This window comes from Pedobacter gandavensis (assembly GCF_032677645.1).
In the GTDB taxonomy this organism is placed as follows: Bacteria; Bacteroidota; Bacteroidia; order Sphingobacteriales; family Sphingobacteriaceae; genus Pedobacter; species Pedobacter gandavensis_A.
The window spans coordinates 272,334-295,297 of sequence record NZ_JAVTSB010000001.1 but is presented as its reverse complement, the minus strand read 5'-3'; the positions used below and the strand labels follow the sequence as shown (position 1 = coordinate 295,297).

The window sequence follows — 22,964 nt, the reverse complement described above, 5'->3', positions numbered from 1 at the left end:
TTCTCTCCTTAGAGGATCAAAATAAACCGGTTAAGAGATCGTTTAATCAAGAACAAAGTATTAAACCAAACATATTTATAATGAAATTATTAGAAGGAAAAACAGCATTGATCACCGGTGCTTCAAAAGGAATCGGTCGTAAGATCGCGGAGAAATTTGCGGAACAAGGTGCAAACGTTGCCTTTACTTACCTGTCTTCGGTTGAAAAAGGTGAGGCATTAGAGCAGGAGCTGCAAAGCTTCGGTACCAAAGTTAAAGGTTACCGCTCAGATGCTTCTAAATTCGATCAGGCAGAACAGTTGATCAATGATGTGGTTGCCGATTTCGGTGCTTTAGATATCGTGGTGAACAATGCAGGGATTACTAAAGATGGTTTACTAATGCGCATGAGCGAAGAAAACTGGGATGATGTTATCAATGTAAACCTTAAATCTGTGTTTAACATCTCTAAAGCCGCTTCTAAAGTGATGATGAAAGCCCGTAAAGGTTCTATCATCAATATGAGCTCGGTAGTAGGGGTACAAGGAAATGCAGGTCAGGCCAATTATGCGGCTTCTAAAGCTGGTATCATCGGTTTTTCTAAATCTTTAGCGAAAGAACTAGGTTCCCGTAACATTCGTACGAATGTGGTCGCACCAGGTTTTATCCGTACGGAAATGACTGAGGTGTTAGATCCGAAAGTAGTTAAAGGTTGGGAAGAAGGAATTCCTTTGAAAAGAGCAGGTGAGCCGGAAGATGTAGCAAATGTTTGCGTGTTTTTAGCTTCTGATATGAGTGCTTACGTGACTGGACAGGTATTGTCGGTTTGCGGAGGTATGTTGTAAAATAAAATTACTGAGGAGCTTTTATCGCTTTAGAAAAGAGCTTCTTAAAAAGGAGTATCTGTGTTCTGGCTGGAACCTTTGCCTGAAGGGGCAAAATTCCCGGGCCTTCACACCAGATGCTCCTTTTTTTTGCGCAAAAAACCGGGAAGGCGTGGATTTATCCGGCTCTTTAGAGATTTGTTTTTATGTGATGCTGCTTCCTGTGGGTTTTATGGAAATAATTTGAATTTTATTTTTTAAAATTTAGCATCTTAGCCATGTCTTATGGCCAATTCCTTTAATTTTTATACGATACTGACTTTGATCGGCTGTTTGCTGTTAGGGTTGCTTTTTGCGTATGTCGCTTACCGTAAAACAGCACATTTGGAGCCTAAATTGCGGCTGTTTTTAGCCTCATTGCGGGCGCTTGTGGTGGCGGTGATTGCCGGACTGCTGTTTTTTCCTTTGGTAAAGAATTTAAGTTATCAGCTGGAAAAGCCGGTCATCATTATTGCACAGGACAATTCTCTGTCTGTGGGGCATGTACAACCAGCTGGTTTTAACAAGCGGCAATATGAGGCAGATCTGGAGAAATTAAGGGATCAGCTTTCCGCGAAGTACGAATTGAAAGTTTATCATTTTAGTGATAGTGTAAAGACAGGCTTTGATTTCTCGAATCAGGGCAAGCTCAGTAACGCTACGGCGCTGTTTAACCGCTTAAATGACGAGTACCTGAATAGGAACGTCGGCGCGGTAATTATGGCCTCAGACGGCATCTTTAACCGTGGTGGGAGTCCGCTGTATGATTTAAACAGGTTAAAGGCTCCGGTATATACCATTGCATTGGGAGATACCATTCCTAAACGCGACTTGCGACTGGCCAATGTAAACCACAATAACCTGGTTTACCTGAACAATGATTTTACGATTGAAGTACAGGTGGAGGCTTTTGAAAGTAAAGGCGAGCAGGCAAAATTGAAAGTATTTGAAAACGGGAAACAGGTAGCCGAACAGGTGCTTCCGGTTAACAGTAATGCCTTTGCCGCTACGATTCCACTGAAACTAAAGGCAGGCAAGATTGGCCTGCAAAAATATACGGTACAATTGGTTCCTTTGGCCAATGAGGTATCGGAAAAGAACAATACGCAGCAAATTTTTATAGAGGTGACTGATGCCCGTCAGCAGGTGTTAATTGCAGCAGGGGGGGCGCATCCGGATATTTCGGTGATCAGGCAGGCCTTGAGTAGTAATAAGAATTATGATTTAAAGGTAGTTTTAGGGGAGGATCTGAATGCGCTGAACCTGAATGATTATGGCTTGTTGATTTTATATCAATTGCCGGATTTGCAGCGGACAGGGGCTGCCTTTATGGGTAAATTGGCTCAGGCGAAGGTACCGGTATGGTCTATTGTTGGTGCCCAAACGGATATCAACAGGTTTAATGCCATGCAAAAGTTGGTCAGTATTAACGGGGCAAGCAGTACGATACAGGAGGCCTTTCCTGTGCTGAATAGGGAGTTTACCACTTTCGATATTGATCCGGCTGCGGCTAAAGTGATTGATGATTTTGATCCTTTACTGGCTCCTTTCGGAAAGGTGTTGGTTAATGCTCCGGCTTTTGTGGCTTTAAAACAGCGGATCGGAAAGATTAAAACGGATGCACCACAGTTGTTTTTTGTGAATGATAACGGTAGGAAGCTAGGTTACCTGATGGGGGAAGGGCTATGGCGCTGGAAATTATCGGAAGCAAAAGACGGATTGAGCAAGCCCGTATTGAATGAGCTGATCTCTAAAACGGTGCAATATCTTGCCGTAAAGGATGATAAGCGTAAGTTTAAGGTTTCGCCTTCGAAGAACACTTTTGAGGAAAATGAAAACGTATTGATCAATGCGGTGCTTTACAATGATAGTTATGTGGCGGTAAATACGCCTGATGTGAGTCTGCAATTAAAGAATGAAGCCGGAAAGCTGTACAATTTTCTGTTTTCCAGAACAGCGGCTGCTTATCAGCTGGATGCGGGCATGTTGCCTGCCGGAAATTATACCTTTAGTGCAAGCACTATGCTGGGCGATAAGAAATACCAGGCAACGGGTGCCTTTTTCATCAATGCGATGATTGCGGAGTACCAGCAAACGATTGCCAACCACCAGTTGCTTCATAATATGGCCTTACAAACCAATGGTAAGCTATATTTGCCGGCAAATCTGTTGAAAATTCAGGAGGATATTGAAAAGAATGAAAGTATCAAAACCCTGAGTTATGAAGACCTGAAATACGAAGAGCTGATAAATTTTAAATGGTTGTTTGCAATGATCATCTTATTACTTAGCTTGGAGTGGTTTTTCAGAAAGAGAAACGGCGAAATTTAATTCTCAGCGCATATGCAAATTGGTACAATGGAAACCATTGAGGTATTGGGTACGGTTGCTTTTGCAATCTCGGGCTCTTTTGCAGCGATGCAAAGAAGACTTGATCCTTTTGGCGTGCTGATCATTGCCTTTGTAACCTCCATTGGTGGTGGTACTGTGAGGGATATGCTGCTCGGCGATACACCGGTAGCCTGGATGCGGGATATCAACTATTGTCTGCTGATTCTGGCCACCTCGCTGGCTACCATCTTTTTTAAAACACACATCAAGAAATTTAGAATCACACTTTTCCTCTTTGACTCCCTCGGTCTGGGCTTATTTACCATGCTGGGTATTCAGAAAGGGATTGCTTTTGGACTCAGTCCGGGCATCTGCATCGCCTTAGGTACAATTACCGGATGCTTTGGTGGGGTGCTGAGAGATACCTTCTTAAACACGATCCCATTGATTTTCCGCAAGGAGATCTATGCCACTGCCTGTATTCTGGGGGGCTCGCTCTATTTCGGACTTAAACATTTTAAGATGGAAGATGATATGGCCAACATCACGGTGATCGCCTTTATCTTTGTATTTAGGGTGGTAGTCGTTAAATACAGACTTACGATCCCTAAATTCGGTTATTGATACTTAGAAAGTTCGGGGATTCAATGGGGGATTAATTTTCAGGAAGGATCTTAATTTTTAGGCGCTTCTTTTACAATCACAAAAACATCCTCATTGTCTTTTTTCATGAAGTATTTCTCGCGTGCAAATTTCTCTGCCATATTCAGATTAGTACTCAATTCGCTCAGGTCTTTCTTTACCTGCGCTGTTTCCTTCTCATAGAAATCCTTTTCCTCCTGAAGCTTATGTACTTCCGAACGGAATTCATATTGAGATACCATGTCATTTCTGTCAAAAAACAGCATCCACACAATGAAAGCTGCGACAGACAGAAAGTATTTATTACGTATAAGTTCCAGCAAACGTTCCATGTTACAAATATATAAACATATAAAAGTATAAACCTATGAAAATATGAACATATGTTTATATGAAAATATTTAAACAAAAAACATCCAAAGGTTTAACCCTCCGGATGTTTTCTTTTTTTTACAAGCAGACAAAATAAATGTCCTTTGAGAACCTATAAATCTTTCCTTCAAAAGATTTGAGGACGAAAAGGATTTTATTTTGTTAAGCCCTTTAAAAAATAATCTAAACAGAACGCCTCTTAAAAAGCGCTCCGTTCAAATCAATTATTTTTTCAAATATTTGAAATCTTTACCAATGAAACGTGCAGCAGAACCTAATTCTTCTTCAATACGTAACAACTGGTTGTATTTTGCTATCCTGTCTGAACGTGAAGCAGAACCTGTTTTGATCTGACCACAGTTTAAAGCTACTGCTAAATCTGCAATCGTAGTATCTTCAGTTTCTCCACTTCTATGAGACATTACAGAAGTATAACCATTAGTTTGTGCTAAAGAAACCGCATTGATTGTTTCTGTTAACGTACCGATCTGGTTAACTTTTACTAAGATAGAGTTTGCAGTTTTCTTGTCAATACCATCTTGTAAACGAGTTACATTAGTTACGAACAAATCATCACCAACCAATTGAACTTTGTCACCAACTCTGTCAGTTAACATTTTCCAACCATCCCAGTCATTCTCATCCATACCATCTTCGATAGAGATAATCGGGTATTTTTCCGTTAACTGAGCAAGATATTCTGCTTGTTCAGCACTAGTACGGATCGCACCTTTTTCACCTTCAAATTTAGTATAGTCATATTTACCGTTCACGAAGAACTCAGACGCTGCACAGTCAAATGCTAAGAAGATTTGCTCTCCTGCTTTGTAACCAGCTTTTTCAATGGCCTGGATAATCGTTTCAACTGCATCTTCTGTGCTGTCGAATGTTGGTGCAAAACCACCTTCATCACCTACAGCAGTAGAAAGACCACGGCTATGTAAGATTGATTTTAAGTTATGGAAAACTTCAGTTCCCCATCTCAAAGCTTCAGAGAAAGATGACGCGCCTACTGGCATGATCATGAATTCCTGGAAAGCGATAGGAGCATCAGAGTGAGAACCACCATTCACGATGTTCATCATCGGGATAGGTAAAATGTTCGCATTTACACCACCGATATAACGGTATAAAGGCTGACGGCTCTCTTGAGCTGCTGCTTTAGCAACTGCTAAAGAAACACCTAAAATCGCATTTGCGCCTAAGTTTGCTTTGTTTTCTGTTCCGTCAAGTTTGATCATTAAGTTGTCAATTGCATTTTGTTCAAATACATCTACACCTCTTAATGCGTCAGCAATTTTATCATTTACATTAGCAACGGCCTTTAAAACACCTTTACCTAAGTATACAGACTTGTCGTTATCACGAAGCTCTACAGCTTCATGCATACCTGTTGAAGCACCAGAAGGTACCGCAGCACGACCAAGAACGCCGTTTTCAGTCATTACATCTACTTCAATAGTAGGGTTTCCTCTTGAATCAAGGATTTGGCGGGCATGAACATCAATTATTAAACTCATTTTTATTGGATTTTATTTTGTTAGTCAGCCTTAGTGTAAATCATACAATTACTATGGCGATATCCAAAGTTAAAAATTAAACACAAAAAAGCCGTAATTAATTTAATTACGGCTTTTTAAATCGTATGCAATTAGTTTATAGCGACTTAAAAAAGGTTTTGGCTATGGTTTAGTTGCGAAAACAGCCTTGTAAACCAATCCGGCGAGTATCGCGCCAGCAATTGGGGCTACCCAGAACAACCATAACTGACCCATCGCATCTCCACCAACAAATAACGCCTGACTGGTGCTTCTGGCTGGATTTACAGAAGTATTGGTGATTGGAATGCTGATCAGGTGGATGAGTGTTAAGCTCAATCCGATGGCTAAACCCGCAAAGCCTTTTGGGGCTCTTTCGTCTGTAGCGCCCAGAATAATGAGTAGAAAAATGAAGGTCATCACCACTTCCGTAACCAATGCTGCGGTCATGCTGTACTTTCCGGGAGAATGCTCCCCATAGCCATTGGAAGCGAAACTGCCGATTTCACTGCCATTGCCAGTGGCAATTACATAGAGGACGGCTGCGGCTAAAATACCGCCCAAAACCTGGGAAATGATGTAAGGGATAAGGTCTTTAGTCTCCATACGGCCACCGATCCAGAGCCCGACAGATACTGCGGGGTTGAAATGTGCACCGGAAATGTGTCCAACGGCATAAGCCATCGTCACTACCGTGAGGCCAAAAGCGAGGGCAACACCCAAAAAGCCGATGCCGGCACCAGGGTAGTTACAGGCCAGTACGGCGCTTCCGCAACCACCAAGAACCAGCCAAAAGGTTCCAATAAATTCAGCAGCAAGTTTTTTCATTTTCTATAGGTTTAGTTTGTTGGTATTTATACAGGAATTTACCAGTATAATTTTAATATTCCTAATGTTGATATTTTGCGCTATGGTACTGGTGCTCAGTTTGATGTAATCTTGTTTTTTATGTAATTCAGGGCATGTTTTAAGGGGGGAGTCAGGACTATTCTTACCGCATTCCGCGTGTTTTATAGCGCGTACCAGAATCATTAATAGAAAAGAAAGAATGACTTTCTGCGGGAATCCCCTGTGATTTTCGGGGATGCAAAGGATTTTATTTTAAGGTAGGAAGGGCAAATGTTTTGGAAAGTTTGTTCCTAAAAAAAGCGTTCCCCCTTTCGGAAGAACGCTTTAAATGAGTTGATTCTTGAGAAGCTTTGAAAATCAATGATCTCCGGTTAAAAACCGGTTACTCCCATTTGAATACTTTAACGGCTACTGCATAAACACAGATACCCCAGATGATCATAATCATGATCTGATGTTTCACATCCCATAATCCGGCACCTTCAAAAGCAACTTTTCTCATCGCATCGTTTAGATAAGTCAGCGGTAATGCCCTGCTAATTGGCTGTAACCAGGAAGGGAAGGCATCGATAGAGAAAAATGTGCCCGACAACAAGAATTGCGGCAGGGTGATGATGTTGGAAATAGGGGGGATGGTACTTTCGCTTTTAGCAATACCAGAAACGACGAACCCAAAACCCATAAATACAATCAGCCCGATGATGGCTAATAATAACATATTGATCACGGTAATGACCCCATGAACCAAGGTAAAATGGAAAAAGAAATGACCGATTACGATAATAAACACGGCACCTAGTAAGGCAAAGCCGATTCTGGCAATTCCTTCACCGAAAACAATGCTGGATTTCCTCACCGGTGTGGCAAAGAAACGCTTAATCACTAAAGTCTGACGTAAATTGAAAAAGATAAATGCCGTTCCGAATACGCCGGTACTCAATAGCGAGAAACCAAGCTGTCCGGGTAAGATAAAATCGATGGTGCGGTAGATGCGGCCCTGAACCGTACTTTCATTTAATGCGGCCACAGTAGGCATCACATCTTTAGAATTTAAGCTGTACATCAGGTTATGAATCACCGATTTCAGGACATTCCCTTTATCCACAGAAGCGGAGGTATATTCAACATTGGCTTTGTAAGCCGGTTTTTCTTCGGTATTCTTTTGAACATTGATGAGCCCATCAATATTTCCTTTTTCCAGTCCTTTTTTGATTTCTTCGGCATCTTTATCTCTAACCAGGTGTATCACCGGGTTTTCTTCCAGAGCGATGATGATTGGATTGTGAAGGTCGGAACCCGGCGCAACAGCCAGTTCTACTTTTAATCCACCTTTACCTAAAAATCCAAAAACCAGGATAAATACCAGTGGGAAGGCCAGTGTGAACACTACGGCCGATGGGCTACGCATGATTGAACGAAAACTTGCTTTCGCAAGCGCCATGGTAGCTTTAGTATGATTGTAAGGTTTGCTCATTTGATTCTATTAATTGTCTTCGCGCCATTCTTTGCCGGTTAAATGGATGAAAACATCCTCTAAATTGGCTTTTTTAACTTCTTTTTTTCTTTCAAAACCGGTGCTGATCAGCTGGTCTATCAGGTTGTCTGGCGTGTCTACTGCAATGATTTCGCCGCGTTCTACGAAGGCTACACGGTCGCAAAGCTGCTCCGCTTCATCCATATAATGGGTGGTTAGCACTACGGTAGTCCCGTTTTTCCTGATCTCAATGATCAGGTCCCATAGGTTACGCCTGGCCTGTGGATCCAAACCGGTAGTCGGCTCATCCAGGAAGATGATTTTTGGTGCATTGATCAGGGTAGTGGCAATGGAAAAACGTTGTTTTTGTCCGCCGGAAAGCGCTTTATATTTGGCTTTCGCCTTGTCTTGCAGGTTTACTTTGCCCAGCATTTCCATCGGGTTGATGTCTACACCATAAAGACCGGAGAACAATTCCATCAATTCTACCAGGTTTAAATTCGGATAATATCCGGCAGCCTGTAATTGTACACCAATGATTCTTTTGATCTTATTGGCATCTTTATCTACATCATAACCATCTACCAGGATTTGTCCGGAAGTTTTCTCGCGAAGGGTTTCTATGATTTCTAAAGTGGTGGTTTTTCCGGCTCCATTTGGACCTAAGAGTCCAAAGATTTCGTTTTCATACACATCGAAGCTGATGCCTTGTACTGCGGTAAAGTCGTCGTATTTTTTGACGAGGTTCTTTACACTAATGATGGCATTGGTGTTGTCCATACTATAAATGTAAGAAGGTTTAGAAGAATAGTAAACCTAATCCTTCTAAACCTTCGAATATAACGGTAAAATGATGTTTTAAAGATAATTGTCCCTTAATTACCAGGCCAATTCGCCTTTGATCATTTCAATGAAATCATCAAATAAGTAACGGGAATCATGAGGGCCTGGAGAAGACTCCGGGTGATATTGTACAGAGAATGCTTTTTTACCAATCACGCGAATACCTTCAATACTTTGGTCGTTCAGGTTCAGGTGAGTAATCTCTACTTTATCAGATTTTTTAACGTCTTCGGCAATTACACCGAAACCATGGTTCTGAGAAGTTACTTCACAGTGGTTTTTGATGATATTTTTAACCGGGTGGTTTAATCCTCTGTGTCCGTTAAACATTTTCATGGTACCAATACCATTAGCTTCTGCTAATAACTGGTGACCTAAACAGATACCGAACATTGGTTTGTCGGCAGCAAGAATTTGTTTTACAGTTTCAATAGCATAAGGCATTGCCGATGGATCACCAGGACCATTAGAGATAAAGTATCCGTCAGCACCCCATTTATTCATTTCTTCGAAGCTGGTTTTAGCTGGGAATACCTGAATATAAATGTCTCTTTCGTCGAAATTGCGAAGGATATTCTTTTTAATTCCAAGGTCTAATGCAGCAAGTTTATAGGTTGCATCAGGGTTTCCATAGAAATAAGGTTCTTTAGTAGAAACCTGAGAAGATAATTCCAGACCATCCATAGAAGGAACAGCTGCTAATTTAGCTTTCAATTCTTCCAGATCAGTGATCTCAGAAGAGATGATACCGTTCATTGCACCTTTATTTCTGATGTGACGTACCAAAGCACGAGTGTCGATATCAGAAATTCCTACAATGTTTTCATCTTGAAAGTAGTCCTGAATTGACTCAGATGCTTCTTTACGGCTATAGCCTACGCTGTAGTTTTTACAAACCAGACCAGCGATTTTGATGCTGTCAGACTCAATTTCTTCTTTGTGGATTCCATAATTCCCAATATGTGCATTGGTGGTAACCATGATCTGTCCGAAGTAAGAAGGGTCAGTGAAAATTTCCTGATATCCAGTCATTCCTGTATTGAAACAGATTTCTCCGGTTGTTGTGCCGATTTTTCCCGCAGCTTTTCCGTAGTAAACGGTGCCATCAGCCAATAACAAGATAGCAGGTAACTTGGTGTAGTTAGTCATTGTGTGTATAAAAATGAGAAATTATGGTGAAAAAAGAGAAAAACGATGGATCATGCGTGATATTGATATCACTTCTGTAGTTAACAAATGTGCTGTTAAGTAACCCCTTCATTTCGGGATACAAAGATACATTTTTGAGGTTTTAAATCAAGGATTTTTTTCGATTTCTGTCACATTAACAATAAAACTCGCTTTATTTCGGATGTAAAAAGTAATTTTGCCCAAACTAAAATATAAAAAAAGATGTCTGTAAATAAAGAAGTAAAACGGATCACGACCCATATTTTGCAAGCGATGAAGCAAAATGGAGAAAAGATTGCGATGTTAACTGCTTACGACTACTCTATGGCAACCATCCTTGATGATGCTGGTTTAGATGTTTTATTGGTTGGAGATTCAGCTTCCAACGTAATGGCGGGTCATGAAACTACCTTGCCAATTACTTTAGATCAAATGATCTATCACGCGCAATCTGTGGTTAGAGGTGCTTCAAGAGCTTTAGTAGTGGTAGATCTTCCTTTTGGTTCTTACCAGGGAAATTCTAAAGAAGCCTTGATTTCTGCCATCAGAATTATGAAAGAATCCGGCGCTCATGCCGTGAAAATGGAAGGTGGAACGGAGATCGTAGAATCAGTACAAAGAATCATTACTGCAGGAATCCCTGTCATGGGACATTTGGGATTAACTCCTCAGTCGATATATAAATTTGGTACTTATACGGTAAGAGCCAAAGATGAAGCGGAAGCATTGAAATTGAAAACAGATGCACTTGCCTTACAGGAAGCCGGTTGTTTTGCAGTTGTACTGGAAAAAATCCCTGCGAAACTGGGTAAAGAGGTGTCAGAATCTCTGATTATTCCAACGATCGGAATCGGTGCAGGTCCGGATTGCGATGGACAGGTATTGGTGGTCAATGACATGATTGGTTTAACAAAAGGTTTCAAACCTCGTTTCTTACGCCAATATGTAAACCTTTACGATGGTATTTTAAATGCCGCACAGTCTTATATTAAGGATGTGAAGTCGAGTGATTTCCCGAACGAAAAAGAACAGTATTAAGTTTATCGCAGTATTTTTTATAAGCAGGGCTTTAACAAGCGCCACAACTACAGATGCCAATAACAGCAAAAGATATCCTTTATGAAGACAACCACCTGATCGCGATTTGTAAGCGTGCAGGTGATATTGTACAGGTAGATGAAACAGGGGATGAGCCTCTGGATGAAAAGGTGAAGAAATACCTGGCCAAAACCTATAATAAACCGAATACCGCGTTTTTAGGGGTAGTACACCGTTTAGACCGTCCGGTAAGTGGCGTAATTTTATTCGCAAAAACGAGTAAAGCCCTGGAACGGATGAATCTGGCTTTCAAAAATAGAGAAGTAAAGAAAACCTATTGGGCCGTGGTGAGAAACATGCCGGCTAAACCTTCAGGTACACTGGTGCATTATCTGGTCAAAAACCCACAGAAGAACGTGGTAACGCCGCATAATGTAGAAGTGCCGGGAAGTCAGCGTGCCGAATTGAGCTATCGCCTGATCGGAGAACTGAATGGTTATTACCTGATCGAAATCGACCCGCTTACGGGAAGATCGCATCAGATCAGGGTACAACTTTCTACTATGGGATGTCCGATTGTAGGAGATAATAAGTACGGTTACCCAAGAGGAAGCAGAAAAGGCAGTATTTGTCTTCATGCCCGCCGACTTCAATTCATCCACCCGGTGAAAAAAGAACCGGTAAATATTTTCGCAAAGCTTCCGGTGGATGGCTTCTGGGAGAAGTTTGAAAATATGTAAGCTGGTTTGCCAGTCATTTGAAAACCCAATAAGCGCTGTTTAACAGCATTTATTGGGTTTTTTGATATATACAGGTTTATTTACAGGGTATTGGGCTGAATACGACGTTGTGGTCGAATTTCAGGCTCCCCCTGTGCTCAAACATCACTTTTCCTTTCTCTTCTTTCACAGGGCCGTAACCTTCGTAAAACCTGCCGTCCTTTTTAAGGAGCACCAATTCCCTGACAGACCTCATTCCTTCTGAGTCAAAAGTATACTCTGCAATGAGGGTATCGCCTTTCATTTCTCCGGAAAGCGTCCCTTTATTGGCGTCTTTCTCATAAATATGATAGTCCAGGAATCCGGTTATTTCTTCCCCGTTGATGCGGAGCTGCATATTGGCAGTATCTTTATTTTTAACGTATTGATAGCAGGTGATCTCATGTTTAGGTGCCTCATTTGTCGGGCTAAAAGTAGTATCTACCGCAATCATGGAAGAATCGGTCACTTTCTTTTCTGCCTGATTACTGGTGCAGGAAGCCATGATAACGGCCATACCTGCAAATAGTAAAATATGCTTGTTCATGGTTTTAAGAATTAATTCGTCTGGAAGACTGCAATTGGCTTGCCAAAAAAAACAGGCTAAAATGAAAAAGGGTGACCATAATTAAATGATACACCCTTCCCCAAATGATTTTATAAGGCTGGTCATAGACCCGCCAAAGTATTATTTTGCTCTTGTTTTGCTGTTCCAGGTATATGTTCCGGCAGCACCTGCGGCAAGCGTAGTGCTTACCACCTGACCATTATATTTAATGTTGAACGTTTGCGTTTCAGGGCTGTTGTTCATCGTTACCAATACTAATTTTCCTTCCGGTGTTTTATAAGCCACATTCTGGATTTTGTCGTTTTGGTTCGAAGCAATGCGTACAGAACCAGAGCTTACAAATTTCGAGGTATGACCGATAGAATAGTAAGCGATATTCTTACTCCAGGTTTTACCATCAATGGTAATCGCGCCTAAACAACTTGTGCAGCCACCATCTGGTGTAAAGGGACGGTATTGTGGATCTGCTGCCAGGTTCCATTCTAATACTGTTTTAGCCCAGTTTCTTGGAGCACCAGTCATTAAAGTAGAGACATGCCATTTCAAATCATCAGCAAAATTACCAGGACCACCAACCCATTGCTCTGTGAAATACAGGTTTTTGTTAGGGAAAGCTTCATGTACTTGTGATAGCGCAGAGATTTGTCCGCCATATAAATGGAAGGCAGAACCATCAATGTATTGATTCGCTTCCGGATCATTCAGAATCGTGATCGGGTAATCCGGACGGTCTGCATTATGATCATAAATGATAATCTTGGTTTTGACATTCGCAGCTTTAAATACCGGACCTAAAGCCGTTTTGATAAAGTTGGCCTGATCTTGTGGCGTCATATACATACTTGGATTATTTCCAGGATGTAATGGCTCATTCTGAATCGTTACCGCATCAATCACAATACCATGTGCTTTCATCGCCTCAATATATTTTACAAAATATTTGGCATAAGCCTGATAATATTCAGGTTTTAAACTACCACCACGGTAAGCCTGATTGTCTTTCATCCAGGTCGGAGCCGTCCATGGAGAACCCATGATCTTGATCTTTGGATTGATCGCAATGATTTCCTTTAACATCGGAACCAGGTCTTTCATTTCTTTCTCAATAGAGAAGTTTTTCAATTCCGGGTCTGTTTGTCCGGCAGGCATTTCATTATATGTAAAAGTCTCGGCACTTAAATCCGAAGCACCAACGCTTAAACGCAGGTAACTGATGCCAATACCATTCCCTGCTGTAGAGAAAATCTCTTTTAACATCGCCTTTTTTTCTGCCGAAGGAAGTCCGTTCATCAGGCTTGCGCTACCACCGGTTAAGGTATAGCCAAAACCATCCATGGTTTGGTAAGTCTGCTGATCATCAACCACGATATTGAGGTTGTTGTTCATCGCCGTAGAAAAATGTAACGGGCTTTGCTTTTGCAACAGGGCAGAACGGTCACCTGTGGTGATCCATGATTCAACGCCTGTTGTGGCAACAGTTGCTTCTTTTTTGGAGGCACAGGAACCCAATGCCAGGGCTGCAATTACGCTTAGATTTAATAATCTCATAGAATAGTAGGGTGCTTTTTAAGGGATGTAGTTAAAGTTGATTTTCTGACCGGCAATCTCTAAGGTAAATTCACCTTCTTCCGTGATCGATTTGCTTTCTGTGTTGATGAAGGCAAGGTCTTCCGGCTGGATTTTAAAAGTTACCGTTTTAGTTTCGCCTGGTTTAAGATCGATTTTTTCAAATGCTCTCAACCGTTTCACATCCGGACTAATCAAAGTCGCGTATAAATCAGATGTGAATAGCAATACGCTTTCTTTTCCGGCTACTTTACCAGTGTTGCTAACGTTTACCGTAACCGTCAGCGTTTCTCCTTTTTTCAAAGTGTTGCTGCTCAGTTTCAATTGATCGTATTTGAAAGTGGTATAACTTAAACCAGCACCAAATACATATTGAGGGTTATAATCTGCATCATAATTATACACACCTTCTGTAGTGCCTTTATTTTCTGATGGTTTATGATAATAGGTAAATAAGGCGTTAGGGAACTGTGGATAGGTATAAGGTAGTTTTCCTGAAGGATTAACTACACCATATAACACATCTGCAAGGGCATCACCACCGAAATTTCCCGGAAGGTAAGTCTGCACTACCGCATTCATTTTCTTTTCAAATTTACTGATCACTCGAGGGCGACCTTCATTTAATACCAGGATTACCTTTTTACCGGTTGCCGCTAATTTCTGCGCCAGTTCCGTTTGTAAATCCGACAGGTATAAATCGTTCATGTTACCCGGAGATTCGGTATAAGAGTTTTCTCCAAGGCAAAGCACAATGACATCTGCATCTTTGGCTGCGGCAATGGTTTCTTCCATTTTATCCGCGTAATCCTCATAATACTTGCCATCCATTTTATAGCTGACACCAGGGAAGTAAGTCACGTTTTCTTTTCCTGCTTTCTTTTGTAAAGCTTCCAGAATCGTGTTGTACTGAGCGGCAAATTCTTCCACCTTTTCTCCCTGCCAGGAATACGTCCATGCCCCGTTTAAGGTTCTCATAGAATTTGCATTCGGACCAGTAACCAGGATTTTAGTGCCCTTAGCCAATGGCAAAATGTTATCCATGTTCTTCAATAAAGTGATCGATTCTGCTGCAGTTTGATAAGCAGCATGCTCAAATTCTTTGCTACCAAATTTCGGGTAGTCTTTAGGGTTGGTCGTTGGTTTCTCAAAAAGATTCAACTCATATTTTACCCATAAGATTCTTTTTACCGCATCGTCGATACGGGATTCTTTTACTTTTCCTTCTTTCACTAAAGCAAGTAGGTTGTCGCAGAAAGTCTCGTAGTTATAAGCGATCATCGACATATCGATACCGGCATTAATGGCCAGCATAATCGCTTCTTTGTCGTCTTTCGCAATGCGATCTCTTTTGTAAAGGTTCTCAATATCTCCCCAATCGGTAACTACTAATCCTTTGAAGTTCAATTCTTCTTTTAGTAATTCCGTTAGGATATGGTAATTGGCATGTACCGGAACACCGTTAATAAGACCAGAATTGATCATAATGGTTTTCGCACCTGCATCAATTGCCGCCTTAAAAGGAGGTAAATGATATTCTCTTAAAGCCTGGTCAGAAATGAAAGCAGGGGTTCTGTCTTTTCCTGAAACCGATACCTGGTAACCCAGGAAATGCTTGATCGAAGAAGCTACTTTCTCCGGATGAGAGACCTTGCCATCTTCCCCTTCGTAACCTTTTACTGCGGCTACACCCAGTTCTTTAATCAGGTAAGGATCTTCACCAAAACTTTCCCACTGACGCGGGAAACGCGGATCTGAACCAACGTCTAATAGCGGCGCAAAGTTCCATGGAATAGAACTTGCACGGGTTTCATAAGCAGTAATTGAAGCACTGGTTTTTACTAAATCACGGTTAAACGTTGCTGCCTGACCGATTTGCTGCGGGAACATTGTGGCACCAACCGTATAGGTTGCGCCATGGATTTCATCCACACCATAAATCACAGGGATTTTATTTGGCGTTTGTTTCATCGCCACATTTTGAATCTGGCTAATGATTTTATACCATACCTGTGGGGTTCTTGCTCTATTGTTAGAGGTATTTAAGACAGAGCCAACATGGTATTTTACCAATACTCTTTGTAATTCCTTCTCGTCTAATCCGAAAGGTTCATCGCTCTCATAGCGTCCTTTTCCTTTGCCAATTACATCGAGTGTAATTTGTGCCATTTGTCCGACTTTCTCTTCAATCGACATCTTTTTCACCATGGCTTCTGCTTTGGCCATGTTGTTATTCTGAGCGATCGCCGTACCGAAAGTGCTGGAAAGTAGCAATAGGGATAGGGTTCTTTTTAGTGTCATTGCGTGTATTTAAAAGGAAGCACCACCAAGGTCGTGCTTCCGGTAAAATCTATTTGTTGATGTTTGGATTTCTATCCGTTTCTCTCTGCGACATAGGCAATAAGATTTTGTCGGCAGTAAGGTTGTAGTTTAATGATGCGCCATTTCCGTCTTTTTGTGCGTTCATTACTGCAACAGCACGGTTTGTACGTACCAGGTCATACCAGCGGTGCCCCTCAAAAGCAAGCTCCAGACGACGTTCTTTTTCGATTGCCAAACGCATTGCCGGCTGATCTGTGGCAGGAGTAGCCCCAAGGTTTACCCTGTTTCTGATCTGCTCTACTAATGGTTTCGCTTGCGCCCATCCAGCGCCACTGATTTCATTCAAAGCTTCTGCTTTCAATAGAATGATATCTGCCAAACGAAGGATATAGATATTGGCAAGGTCGCCGGTTCTGTATTTGTTGATGTATGGGTACTGTGTTTTTGGCCAGAAAGAATCGCTCCAGCCTTCATTTGCTACATTCAGGAATTTAATACTCGAATTCTTACGAATCTGGTCACCTTCTGCGTCAAATGCCGCTGCAAGATCATTGGTTGGCGTACAGAATTTTTTCCATCCGGCACCTACAATCACACTTGGCATCCAGTTGGAGCGAAGGTTTGCACCTTTGCCACCATCAAACTGCATTTCCCAGATCGACTCAGAATTGTTTTTATTTGCACCGGTAAATAAACCATCATAGCTACCGAAAAGTGAGTATCCACCACCAATTACGGCATCCGCATATTGGTTTACTTTATTCCAGTCCGGATTAGGTTTAGTGGCATATACTTTCGCCAATAACGCATTGGCTATCCCTTTAGTGATGATCCCTTTGTTAGGAGCAGTTGTTCTGGCATTGGCCAATGAAAATTCCAGGTCTTTAATGATTTGTGCATAAACCGCATCCACACTAGACTTTGATACATGCATATCTTCCAGTTTTTCCGGAGATTTCAGTACAATTGGTACTGGTCCCCATAAGCGCACCAGGTATAAATACAGGTAAGCTCTGATCCCTGACGCTTCTGCAAGAATCTGGTTTCTTCTGTCGCCTTTATCTAATTCAGGATCCTGGATGCCCGGAACAATTTCCAACACCTCATTCGCATTTTTGATTTGCGAATACAATTCCGACCAGTCTCTTTCCAACACTTCATTGGTAGAATTTACGCGGAACTCATCCATCTGGAACATTGCCGGGTTATCACCACCAGCATAAGAGTTATCTGCGATTACATCACCGTTAAGCATGAAATCCCAGATATGGGTATTGTTATACATCCCTCCGTAAGCTCCTGAAAGTAACTTTTCTGCCCCTTTAAGGTCTACAAAAGCTTCTTCCGGCGTCACCTGGTTGAATGGGTTCTTGTCTAAAAAATCTTTCTTGCAGCTGGTCTGTAAGCCCATAGTAAGGGCTGCGGCTGCTAAAATTGAATATAATTTAATTCTCATGTCTCTTTGTTATTAAAATCCAACGTTTACACCTAAAAGGAAGCTTCTGCTTTGTGGGTAAGTACCGTAATCCACGCCCATATTAGGGCCGTTTGCGCCATACTGACTTACTTCAGGATCTAAACCTTTGTATTTGGTGAAGGTTAGAATGTTGTAACCGGTTGCAAATACCGTAAACTTGCTCATTTTCATGCGGCCTAAAAAGGCATCTCCGAAGTTGTAAGAAAGGGTAGCGGTTTTTAAACGCAGGTAAGAAGCGTTCTCTACGAATCTGCTGGAAGTACGGGTATTGTCGGTATTTCCTTTTACTGCCCTTGGGATATCTGTATTGGTGTTTTCTGGAGTCCAACGGTTCAATACTGCTGCGCTTTGGTTTTTAGAGTCATAAAGACCTTCTAAATCAATTCTCGAAGCATTGAACATCTGGTTACCCTGAACACCCTGGAAGAAGATGTTCAATCCGAAGTTACCATAGCGGAAGTTATTGGTCATTCCATAGATAAAGTCAGGTTGTGCAGAGCCGATAAAGGTTCTGTCCGTATTGTCAATTTTATTGTCACCGTTTAAGTCTGCATAAGTAGCCAATCCTGTTTTCTGATCTACACCTGTATATTCGAAGCCGTAGAAGCTACCCAATGGTCTGCCCTCTACTACGCGCACCGCTGAAGTACGGGAGTAAATACCACCGAAATCAAGTGATGGGGTAGAAGCACCTAAACTGGTTACTTTGTTTTTGTTGAAGGAGATGTTCATGTCTGTAGACCAGCTGAATTTTTCTCTTTCTACGTTTTTAGTGGATAGTGTAAATTCCATCCCTTTATTTTCCATCGAACCTACATTGTAAGCTTGTTCCGCAAATCCTGAAGATGGTGCCAACTGTACTTTGATCAATAGATCGTTGGTTTTCTTCAAATACGCATCAGCAGTGAAAGTCACTCTGTTGTTCAACATCGTTAGATCTAAACCAATATTGGTCTGGGTAGTGGTTTCCCAGCTTAAACCCGTGTTTTTAAGGTTGGTCAGGTTATAATCACCCTGTGCATTTTCTGTATAAAGTTTTCTCCAGGCATAGTCACCGATTCCTTCATCGTTACCAACCTTACCCCAGCTACCTCTGATTTTTAAATCATTAATGGTTTTACTGTCTTTCAGGAAGTTTTCACCGGAGATTCTCCATCCTGCGGAAGCAGAAGGGAAATAACCGAAACGCTGCTTATCGCTGAAACGGGAAGAACCATCGGCTCTAAAGTTTGCGCTGAACAGGTATTTGCTGTCATACGCATAAGTTACTCTGGTCAGGTAAGACTGTTTTGACCATTGTGCGCGTTGTGGTACTTTAGGTACTACTGAAGATTTATCGTTTTTAAGACCTGTTTGTGGATCATAGAACCTGTTTTCTTCATGTTCGTTCAATTGATAATCTGAAGCTTGCAGGGTATAACCACCGGTTGCTGAAAATGCATTTTTACCAACGTTTTTGGTATAGGTCAAAATGTTTTCATTTAACCATACATTGTCATTGGTAACGTTGTTTCTCATAATACCACCTTCCTGGCGACCATAAGTAGTACGGAAGGCATCAAGATCGTAGTTGTATTCGTTGTTGTTGATATTGGTACTGATGGTAGATTTGAAGATTAAGTCTTTAGTAAACTTGATTTCTCCACCCAATGAACCGATAAAACGTAGGTTTTTGGTTTTGTTTTTCGCACCAAATGCCTGAGCAATAGGGTTGTCCCATCCACCAGAGTTAGGGATAGTCGTGTAGGTGCCATCAGGATTGTAAATACCAATCGTCGAAGGCGTAGTTAATGCGGATAAAATCGTTCCTCCACGGGCAACACCTGCATTGTCACTCACATCAATAGAGTTTCTTGCGGTTACTGCACCGGTAGCAGTGAATTTTAACCAGGAAGTTGCTGCCTGTGATCCGTTAAAGTTAACGGTATATCTTTCCAGTTCTGCCGGAGCTACAATTCCTTTATCACGTTGGTATCCGGATGAAAGATAGAAGTTGCCACCATTGCCACCACCAGATAAGGATACCTGATATTGGTTTTGAGTACCTGTGCCGAAAGTTTCTTTTTGCCAGTCGGTATTGCTGCCATCGCCAAAGGTGGTATAACCCAATTCTTTCATCAGGCCAATGTATTGGTCAGCCGACAATACATCCTGCTTGCGCCAGAATTTTGAGATACCGGTAAAAGCATTGAATTCTACTTTTACTTTGCCGGAAACGCCTTTTTTAGTCGTGATTAAAACCACACCATTCGCACCGCTTGATCCGTAAATCGCTGCTGCGGATGCATCTTTTAATATAGTTAAGGATTCAATGTCATTCGGGTTTAAGAAAGCTGCACTTCTGGAAGTCACCCCGTCAATTACATACAGCGGACTGTTTGATGCGGTAATGGAAGTATTTCCACGGATGCTGATCGAAATCTCTGCACCTGGTTTACCGGATTCTGCCGTTACCTGTACACCTGCCGCTCTACCTTGTACTGCTTGTAAAGGATTTACGATAGGTTGGTTTTTCAGGTCTTTAGAAGAAATCGTCGTCACCGCTGTAGTCAGGTCTTTCTTTGTAGTCGTACCGTAACCGATCACCACTACCTCGTTCAATTCATTATTGTCTTCGGATAGATTTACGTTAACAGTAGTATTGTTGTTTACTGCCTGCTCTATAGTTTTATAACCAATAAAGGAGAAAACTAAAGTAGCATTGCCGGGAGCTGTCAGCGTGTACTTACCGTTTCCACCGGTCATTGCGCCTTTGGTACTTCCTTTGATTTTAACAGAAACACCTGGAAGTGGCAGACCTTTTTCGTCTTTCACCTCTCCCTTAACGTTAAGCTCCTGCGCCATACTCACAGAGATGCTACAGAGTAAGCTAAGGATAAAAAGAGTAAACTTTTTTCTCATAATTTTTGCTTTGTTTAATGAATTTGATGTGATAAAGTTAACGTTGATTTTATGTTAATTCCTAGTGATTGAAATAGTTTATTTTACCTAATTAACTGATAATTAGATTGTTGCGTTGGTTTTGATACGCTTTAGTACCATAGCTGTGAAATAGGCTTATGCGCTGATATACAGGGCATAGGGGTATGGAATCAGCCTCAGCGTTTAGCTGATCTGATACGGTTGAGTACCCTTGTATTAAACAAGTAAAAAAAATGTCAAATCACCGGATTGTATCCTGTGGAAGCGTGAATTTCCAGAATTATCGACTGTGTTTAGTCTAAAACCAGCTGACTCCAGCCGTTTTTGCTCGCTTTTTTGAGCTGCGATTTTCGTTCTTCCATCCGTTGTTTGATGCCCGATCCGTAAGTCCAGCAAGTGCTTTGACGGATGCCCAATACCTCGGCTAGTTTATGAGAAGAGATTTTTCCCTTGGAAGTATACACCAGGAAGATCAGGTAAAAAGCCTTCACAATCGGGATGCGGGTATTGTGGAAAATGGTGAAACTAGTCACCGATTCTTCATAGCCACATTTGCTGCACCTTCTGCTATAAGCAATATGGCCATTGTAGAAATGGTCGTTCTTACATTTCCGGCATTGATAACCGTTATTCCATTTCAGGTCGGACAGGAACAGGTTACAGCTTTCTTTATCCGGATAGATCTTGCTGAACTCTTCAAAGTCTACATCGGTAGACATCACCCGGTCGCGCGTTACCTTTTCTACATTGGTTTGTAGCTCCTGATTGTCTTGTTCCAGCAAGGTGTTCATCCTCGAAATCTCTTCCGCCTGCTGCTTTAACCGGTCGTTCACATCCAGTAATTCCGCGTTCTTGGCTTCAATAATCAGGGATTTATGATATACTTCCCTGGTACGCTCTTCTACTTTTTCTTCCAACTCCTGGTTTAAGCTGTCTTTCAGCTTCACATTTTCCGCCATCTGACGGATCATCTGCCGGTGCACAATGTCTTTCTTCTTTCTCAGGATACTCACCTTATCGCCTATGGCAAAGGACAGGAATACCATTTCCAGAATAAAACAGAAGCTGAGACTGTAATAACTGATCGCTCCAAAGTTTAAAAAGGAGAAATGAAGCATGATTAAGAACTTGAGCAGGAAGCCTAAAAACAGGAAACTGTAGCCCAATACGAAGAACCTGGCAGGTAGATAACCTTGTTTGTAGATGTATATACCGGTAAAGAAGGCCACCGATAAGGGGATAGCCTCTATAAATTTATAGCTGAACAGGCTTTGGTTAAACAGTAAACAGTAGAGAAACCAGACGGTTCTGACGGCAATGACGCCTAAAATGAGGCGGTTTAATTTGGGTGCTTTCGCCTTTACAAATAACAGTTCCCGGGTAAAGAGCAAGGCGAAAATACTGACGGCATATAGGGCCACAGCATAGGCAATCTGGTTCCACCCGGGCTGGTTAGGCCATAAATATTGATAGGCGATGCCATCCGTACTCATTTCAAAGAAGCCGACACTCAGGTTGTAAAGTACATAGTATAAGTACTGCTTCTGGCGCATAGCGATAAACATGATCAGGTTGTAAAAGCTGAACACGAGGATCATTCCATAGAAAATACCGAAGTAAAAGTACTCGTCGAGGGCATAGGAAATGAACCAGTTTACAGAACGCAACACGATAATCGCATCGCCAATCTGGGAGGACTGGATCTTGAAATAATAGGTTTGTACTTCGTCGTTATCGTTGGATAGCTCTAGTTCGAAGTTTTTATGTTGTAAGATCCGGTTTTGGAAGGGGTAGGTATCGCCAAATTCTTTGGCTTCATAACTGCCGTCTTTCTGCGGGATGTAAGCGGTAACATGGTCTAAGGTCTGGTCGAAAAACTCCAGTAAAAAGTGTTTCTCTGCCTTGCTGTTGTTTTTAATATTGATCCTGAACCAGTAAATTCCGTTTATTTTAGTGGTTTGAGGGGTGCTGGTTTTACTCGGTTTAAACTGCTCTGAAATAGCTTTACTACGGATCTGTTCAAAATTTAACTTTCCGGAAGTGTCGGGAAGAATATCAATCTGTTTAAAAGAAAAAATATGCTGGTCAATGCTGTCGTTTATCTCTACAACTTCCTGAGCCCTCAAATTATTGCTGATCGAAAAAGTGAGAACGGTAATCAGGAAAATCGCTTTGTATAGAAATAAGAGTTTTGAAGACATGGTTAAGGACCGCAAATTAAATTATGCCGCAAAGGTCGGGTTAATAATCTT

The 22,964-nt window shown here is 41.6% G+C and carries 17 protein-coding genes; 5 read left to right on the top strand and 12 right to left on the bottom strand.

What is annotated here, in order from left to right:
• Nucleotides 1-80: 80 nt before the first annotated feature.
• The 3 genes from fabG to R2Q66_RS01185 all read left to right on the top strand — a co-directional run bounded on the left by fabG (nt 81) and on the right by R2Q66_RS01185 (nt 3,797).
• Nucleotides 81-824 (top strand): 3-oxoacyl-[acyl-carrier-protein] reductase, encoded by a 744-nt coding sequence (gene fabG / locus R2Q66_RS01195; RefSeq protein ID WP_316746060.1) that lies wholly within the window; start codon nt 81-83, stop codon nt 822-824.
• 264 nt (nt 825-1,088) lie between these two features.
• Complete coding sequence (locus R2Q66_RS01190; RefSeq protein ID WP_316746058.1) at nt 1,089-3,173, top strand: hypothetical protein; 2,085 nt, start codon at nt 1,089-1,091, stop codon at nt 3,171-3,173.
• A 12-nt stretch (nt 3,174-3,185) separates the two neighbouring features.
• Nucleotides 3,186-3,797 (top strand): trimeric intracellular cation channel family protein, encoded by a 612-nt coding sequence (locus tag R2Q66_RS01185; protein ID WP_316746056.1) that lies wholly within the window; start codon nt 3,186-3,188, stop codon nt 3,795-3,797.
• Between the two features lie 50 nt (nt 3,798-3,847).
• Here the strand turns inward: R2Q66_RS01185 and R2Q66_RS01180 are convergent, their stop codons facing one another.
• The 6 genes from R2Q66_RS01180 to carA form a co-directional block, all read right to left on the bottom strand.
• The gene (locus R2Q66_RS01180; RefSeq protein ID WP_187665887.1) at nt 3,848-4,147 is read right to left on the bottom strand and encodes an FtsB family cell division protein; all 300 of its coding nucleotides are present in this window, start codon (nt 4,145-4,147) and stop codon (nt 3,848-3,850) included.
• A 264-nt stretch (nt 4,148-4,411) separates the two neighbouring features.
• Nucleotides 4,412-5,707 carry a phosphopyruvate hydratase gene (gene eno, locus R2Q66_RS01175; RefSeq protein ID WP_316746052.1) on the bottom strand — a complete coding sequence of 432 codons (1,296 nt, stop codon included), beginning with the start codon at nt 5,705-5,707 and terminating at the stop codon, nt 4,412-4,414.
• Between the two features lie 162 nt (nt 5,708-5,869).
• Nucleotides 5,870-6,553, bottom strand: coding sequence for an aquaporin Z (gene aqpZ / locus R2Q66_RS01170; protein ID WP_316746050.1), 684 nt, complete (start codon nt 6,551-6,553; stop codon nt 5,870-5,872).
• 403 nt (nt 6,554-6,956) lie between these two features.
• The gene (locus tag R2Q66_RS01165; protein WP_316746047.1) at nt 6,957-8,048 is read right to left on the bottom strand and encodes an ABC transporter permease; all 1,092 of its coding nucleotides are present in this window, start codon (nt 8,046-8,048) and stop codon (nt 6,957-6,959) included.
• 9 nt (nt 8,049-8,057) lie between these two features.
• Nucleotides 8,058-8,828, bottom strand: coding sequence for an ABC transporter ATP-binding protein (locus tag R2Q66_RS01160; protein ID WP_316746045.1), 771 nt, complete (start codon nt 8,826-8,828; stop codon nt 8,058-8,060).
• A gap of 99 nt (nt 8,829-8,927) precedes the next feature.
• On the bottom strand, nt 8,928-10,040 hold the full coding sequence (gene carA / locus R2Q66_RS01155) for a glutamine-hydrolyzing carbamoyl-phosphate synthase small subunit (protein WP_316746043.1): 1,113 nt from the start codon (nt 10,038-10,040) through the stop codon (nt 8,928-8,930).
• A 243-nt stretch (nt 10,041-10,283) separates the two neighbouring features.
• Between carA and panB the strand changes: the two genes are divergently transcribed.
• Both panB and R2Q66_RS01145 read left to right on the top strand, forming a co-directional pair.
• Nucleotides 10,284-11,099, top strand: coding sequence for a 3-methyl-2-oxobutanoate hydroxymethyltransferase (gene panB, locus R2Q66_RS01150; RefSeq protein WP_265840740.1), 816 nt, complete (start codon nt 10,284-10,286; stop codon nt 11,097-11,099).
• Between the two features lie 53 nt (nt 11,100-11,152).
• Nucleotides 11,153-11,839, top strand: a complete 687-nt coding sequence (locus tag R2Q66_RS01145) for an RluA family pseudouridine synthase (RefSeq protein ID WP_316746039.1) — start codon at nt 11,153-11,155, stop codon at nt 11,837-11,839.
• Between the two features lie 76 nt (nt 11,840-11,915).
• Here R2Q66_RS01145 and R2Q66_RS01140 read toward each other — a convergent pair whose 3' ends face one another.
• The 6 genes from R2Q66_RS01140 to R2Q66_RS01115 all read right to left on the bottom strand — a co-directional run bounded on the left by R2Q66_RS01140 (nt 11,916) and on the right by R2Q66_RS01115 (nt 22,913).
• Entirely contained in the window at nt 11,916-12,404 is a 489-nt protein-coding gene (locus tag R2Q66_RS01140) for a hypothetical protein (protein ID WP_316746037.1), read from the bottom strand.
• A 141-nt stretch (nt 12,405-12,545) separates the two neighbouring features.
• Nucleotides 12,546-13,973 carry a glycoside hydrolase family 30 protein gene (locus R2Q66_RS01135; protein WP_316746035.1) on the bottom strand — a complete coding sequence of 476 codons (1,428 nt, stop codon included), beginning with the start codon at nt 13,971-13,973 and terminating at the stop codon, nt 12,546-12,548.
• Between the two features lie 18 nt (nt 13,974-13,991).
• On the bottom strand, nt 13,992-16,292 hold the full coding sequence (locus R2Q66_RS01130; protein ID WP_316746033.1) for a glycoside hydrolase family 3 N-terminal domain-containing protein: 2,301 nt from the start codon (nt 16,290-16,292) through the stop codon (nt 13,992-13,994).
• A 49-nt stretch (nt 16,293-16,341) separates the two neighbouring features.
• Complete coding sequence (locus R2Q66_RS01125) at nt 16,342-17,769, bottom strand: RagB/SusD family nutrient uptake outer membrane protein (RefSeq protein WP_316746031.1); 1,428 nt, start codon at nt 17,767-17,769, stop codon at nt 16,342-16,344.
• Nucleotides 17,770-17,781: 12 nt separating this feature from the next.
• Nucleotides 17,782-20,691 carry a TonB-dependent receptor gene (locus tag R2Q66_RS01120; RefSeq protein WP_316746029.1) on the bottom strand — a complete coding sequence of 970 codons (2,910 nt, stop codon included), beginning with the start codon at nt 20,689-20,691 and terminating at the stop codon, nt 17,782-17,784.
• Nucleotides 20,692-21,005: 314 nt separating this feature from the next.
• Nucleotides 21,006-22,913 carry a 7TM diverse intracellular signaling domain-containing protein gene (locus R2Q66_RS01115; RefSeq protein ID WP_316746028.1) on the bottom strand — a complete coding sequence of 636 codons (1,908 nt, stop codon included), beginning with the start codon at nt 22,911-22,913 and terminating at the stop codon, nt 21,006-21,008.
• Nucleotides 22,914-22,964 lie beyond the last annotated feature (51 nt).

Excerpts from the sequence above, each read along its gene's own strand:
- fabG (WP_316746060.1), top strand. The coding sequence starts at position 81 with ATGAAATTATTAGAAGGAAAAACAGCATTGATCACCGGTGCTTCAAAA.
- R2Q66_RS01190 (WP_316746058.1), top strand. The coding sequence starts at position 1,089 with ATGGCCAATTCCTTTAATTTTTATACGATACTGACTTTGATCGGCTGT.
- R2Q66_RS01185 (WP_316746056.1), top strand. The coding sequence starts at position 3,186 with ATGCAAATTGGTACAATGGAAACCATTGAGGTATTGGGTACGGTTGCT.
- R2Q66_RS01180 (WP_187665887.1), bottom strand. The coding sequence starts at position 4,147 with ATGGAACGTTTGCTGGAACTTATACGTAATAAATACTTTCTGTCTGTC.
- eno (WP_316746052.1), bottom strand. The coding sequence starts at position 5,707 with ATGAGTTTAATAATTGATGTTCATGCCCGCCAAATCCTTGATTCAAGA.
- aqpZ (WP_316746050.1), bottom strand. The coding sequence starts at position 6,553 with ATGAAAAAACTTGCTGCTGAATTTATTGGAACCTTTTGGCTGGTTCTT.
- R2Q66_RS01165 (WP_316746047.1), bottom strand. The coding sequence starts at position 8,048 with ATGAGCAAACCTTACAATCATACTAAAGCTACCATGGCGCTTGCGAAA.
- R2Q66_RS01160 (WP_316746045.1), bottom strand. The coding sequence starts at position 8,828 with ATGGACAACACCAATGCCATCATTAGTGTAAAGAACCTCGTCAAAAAA.
- carA (WP_316746043.1), bottom strand. The coding sequence starts at position 10,040 with ATGACTAACTACACCAAGTTACCTGCTATCTTGTTATTGGCTGATGGC.
- panB (WP_265840740.1), top strand. The coding sequence starts at position 10,284 with ATGTCTGTAAATAAAGAAGTAAAACGGATCACGACCCATATTTTGCAA.
- R2Q66_RS01145 (WP_316746039.1), top strand. The coding sequence starts at position 11,153 with ATGCCAATAACAGCAAAAGATATCCTTTATGAAGACAACCACCTGATC.
- R2Q66_RS01140 (WP_316746037.1), bottom strand. The coding sequence starts at position 12,404 with ATGAACAAGCATATTTTACTATTTGCAGGTATGGCCGTTATCATGGCT.
- R2Q66_RS01135 (WP_316746035.1), bottom strand. The coding sequence starts at position 13,973 with ATGAGATTATTAAATCTAAGCGTAATTGCAGCCCTGGCATTGGGTTCC.
- R2Q66_RS01130 (WP_316746033.1), bottom strand. The coding sequence starts at position 16,292 with ATGACACTAAAAAGAACCCTATCCCTATTGCTACTTTCCAGCACTTTC.
- R2Q66_RS01125 (WP_316746031.1), bottom strand. The coding sequence starts at position 17,769 with ATGAGAATTAAATTATATTCAATTTTAGCAGCCGCAGCCCTTACTATG.
- R2Q66_RS01120 (WP_316746029.1), bottom strand. The coding sequence starts at position 20,691 with ATGAGAAAAAAGTTTACTCTTTTTATCCTTAGCTTACTCTGTAGCATC.
- R2Q66_RS01115 (WP_316746028.1), bottom strand. The coding sequence starts at position 22,913 with ATGTCTTCAAAACTCTTATTTCTATACAAAGCGATTTTCCTGATTACC.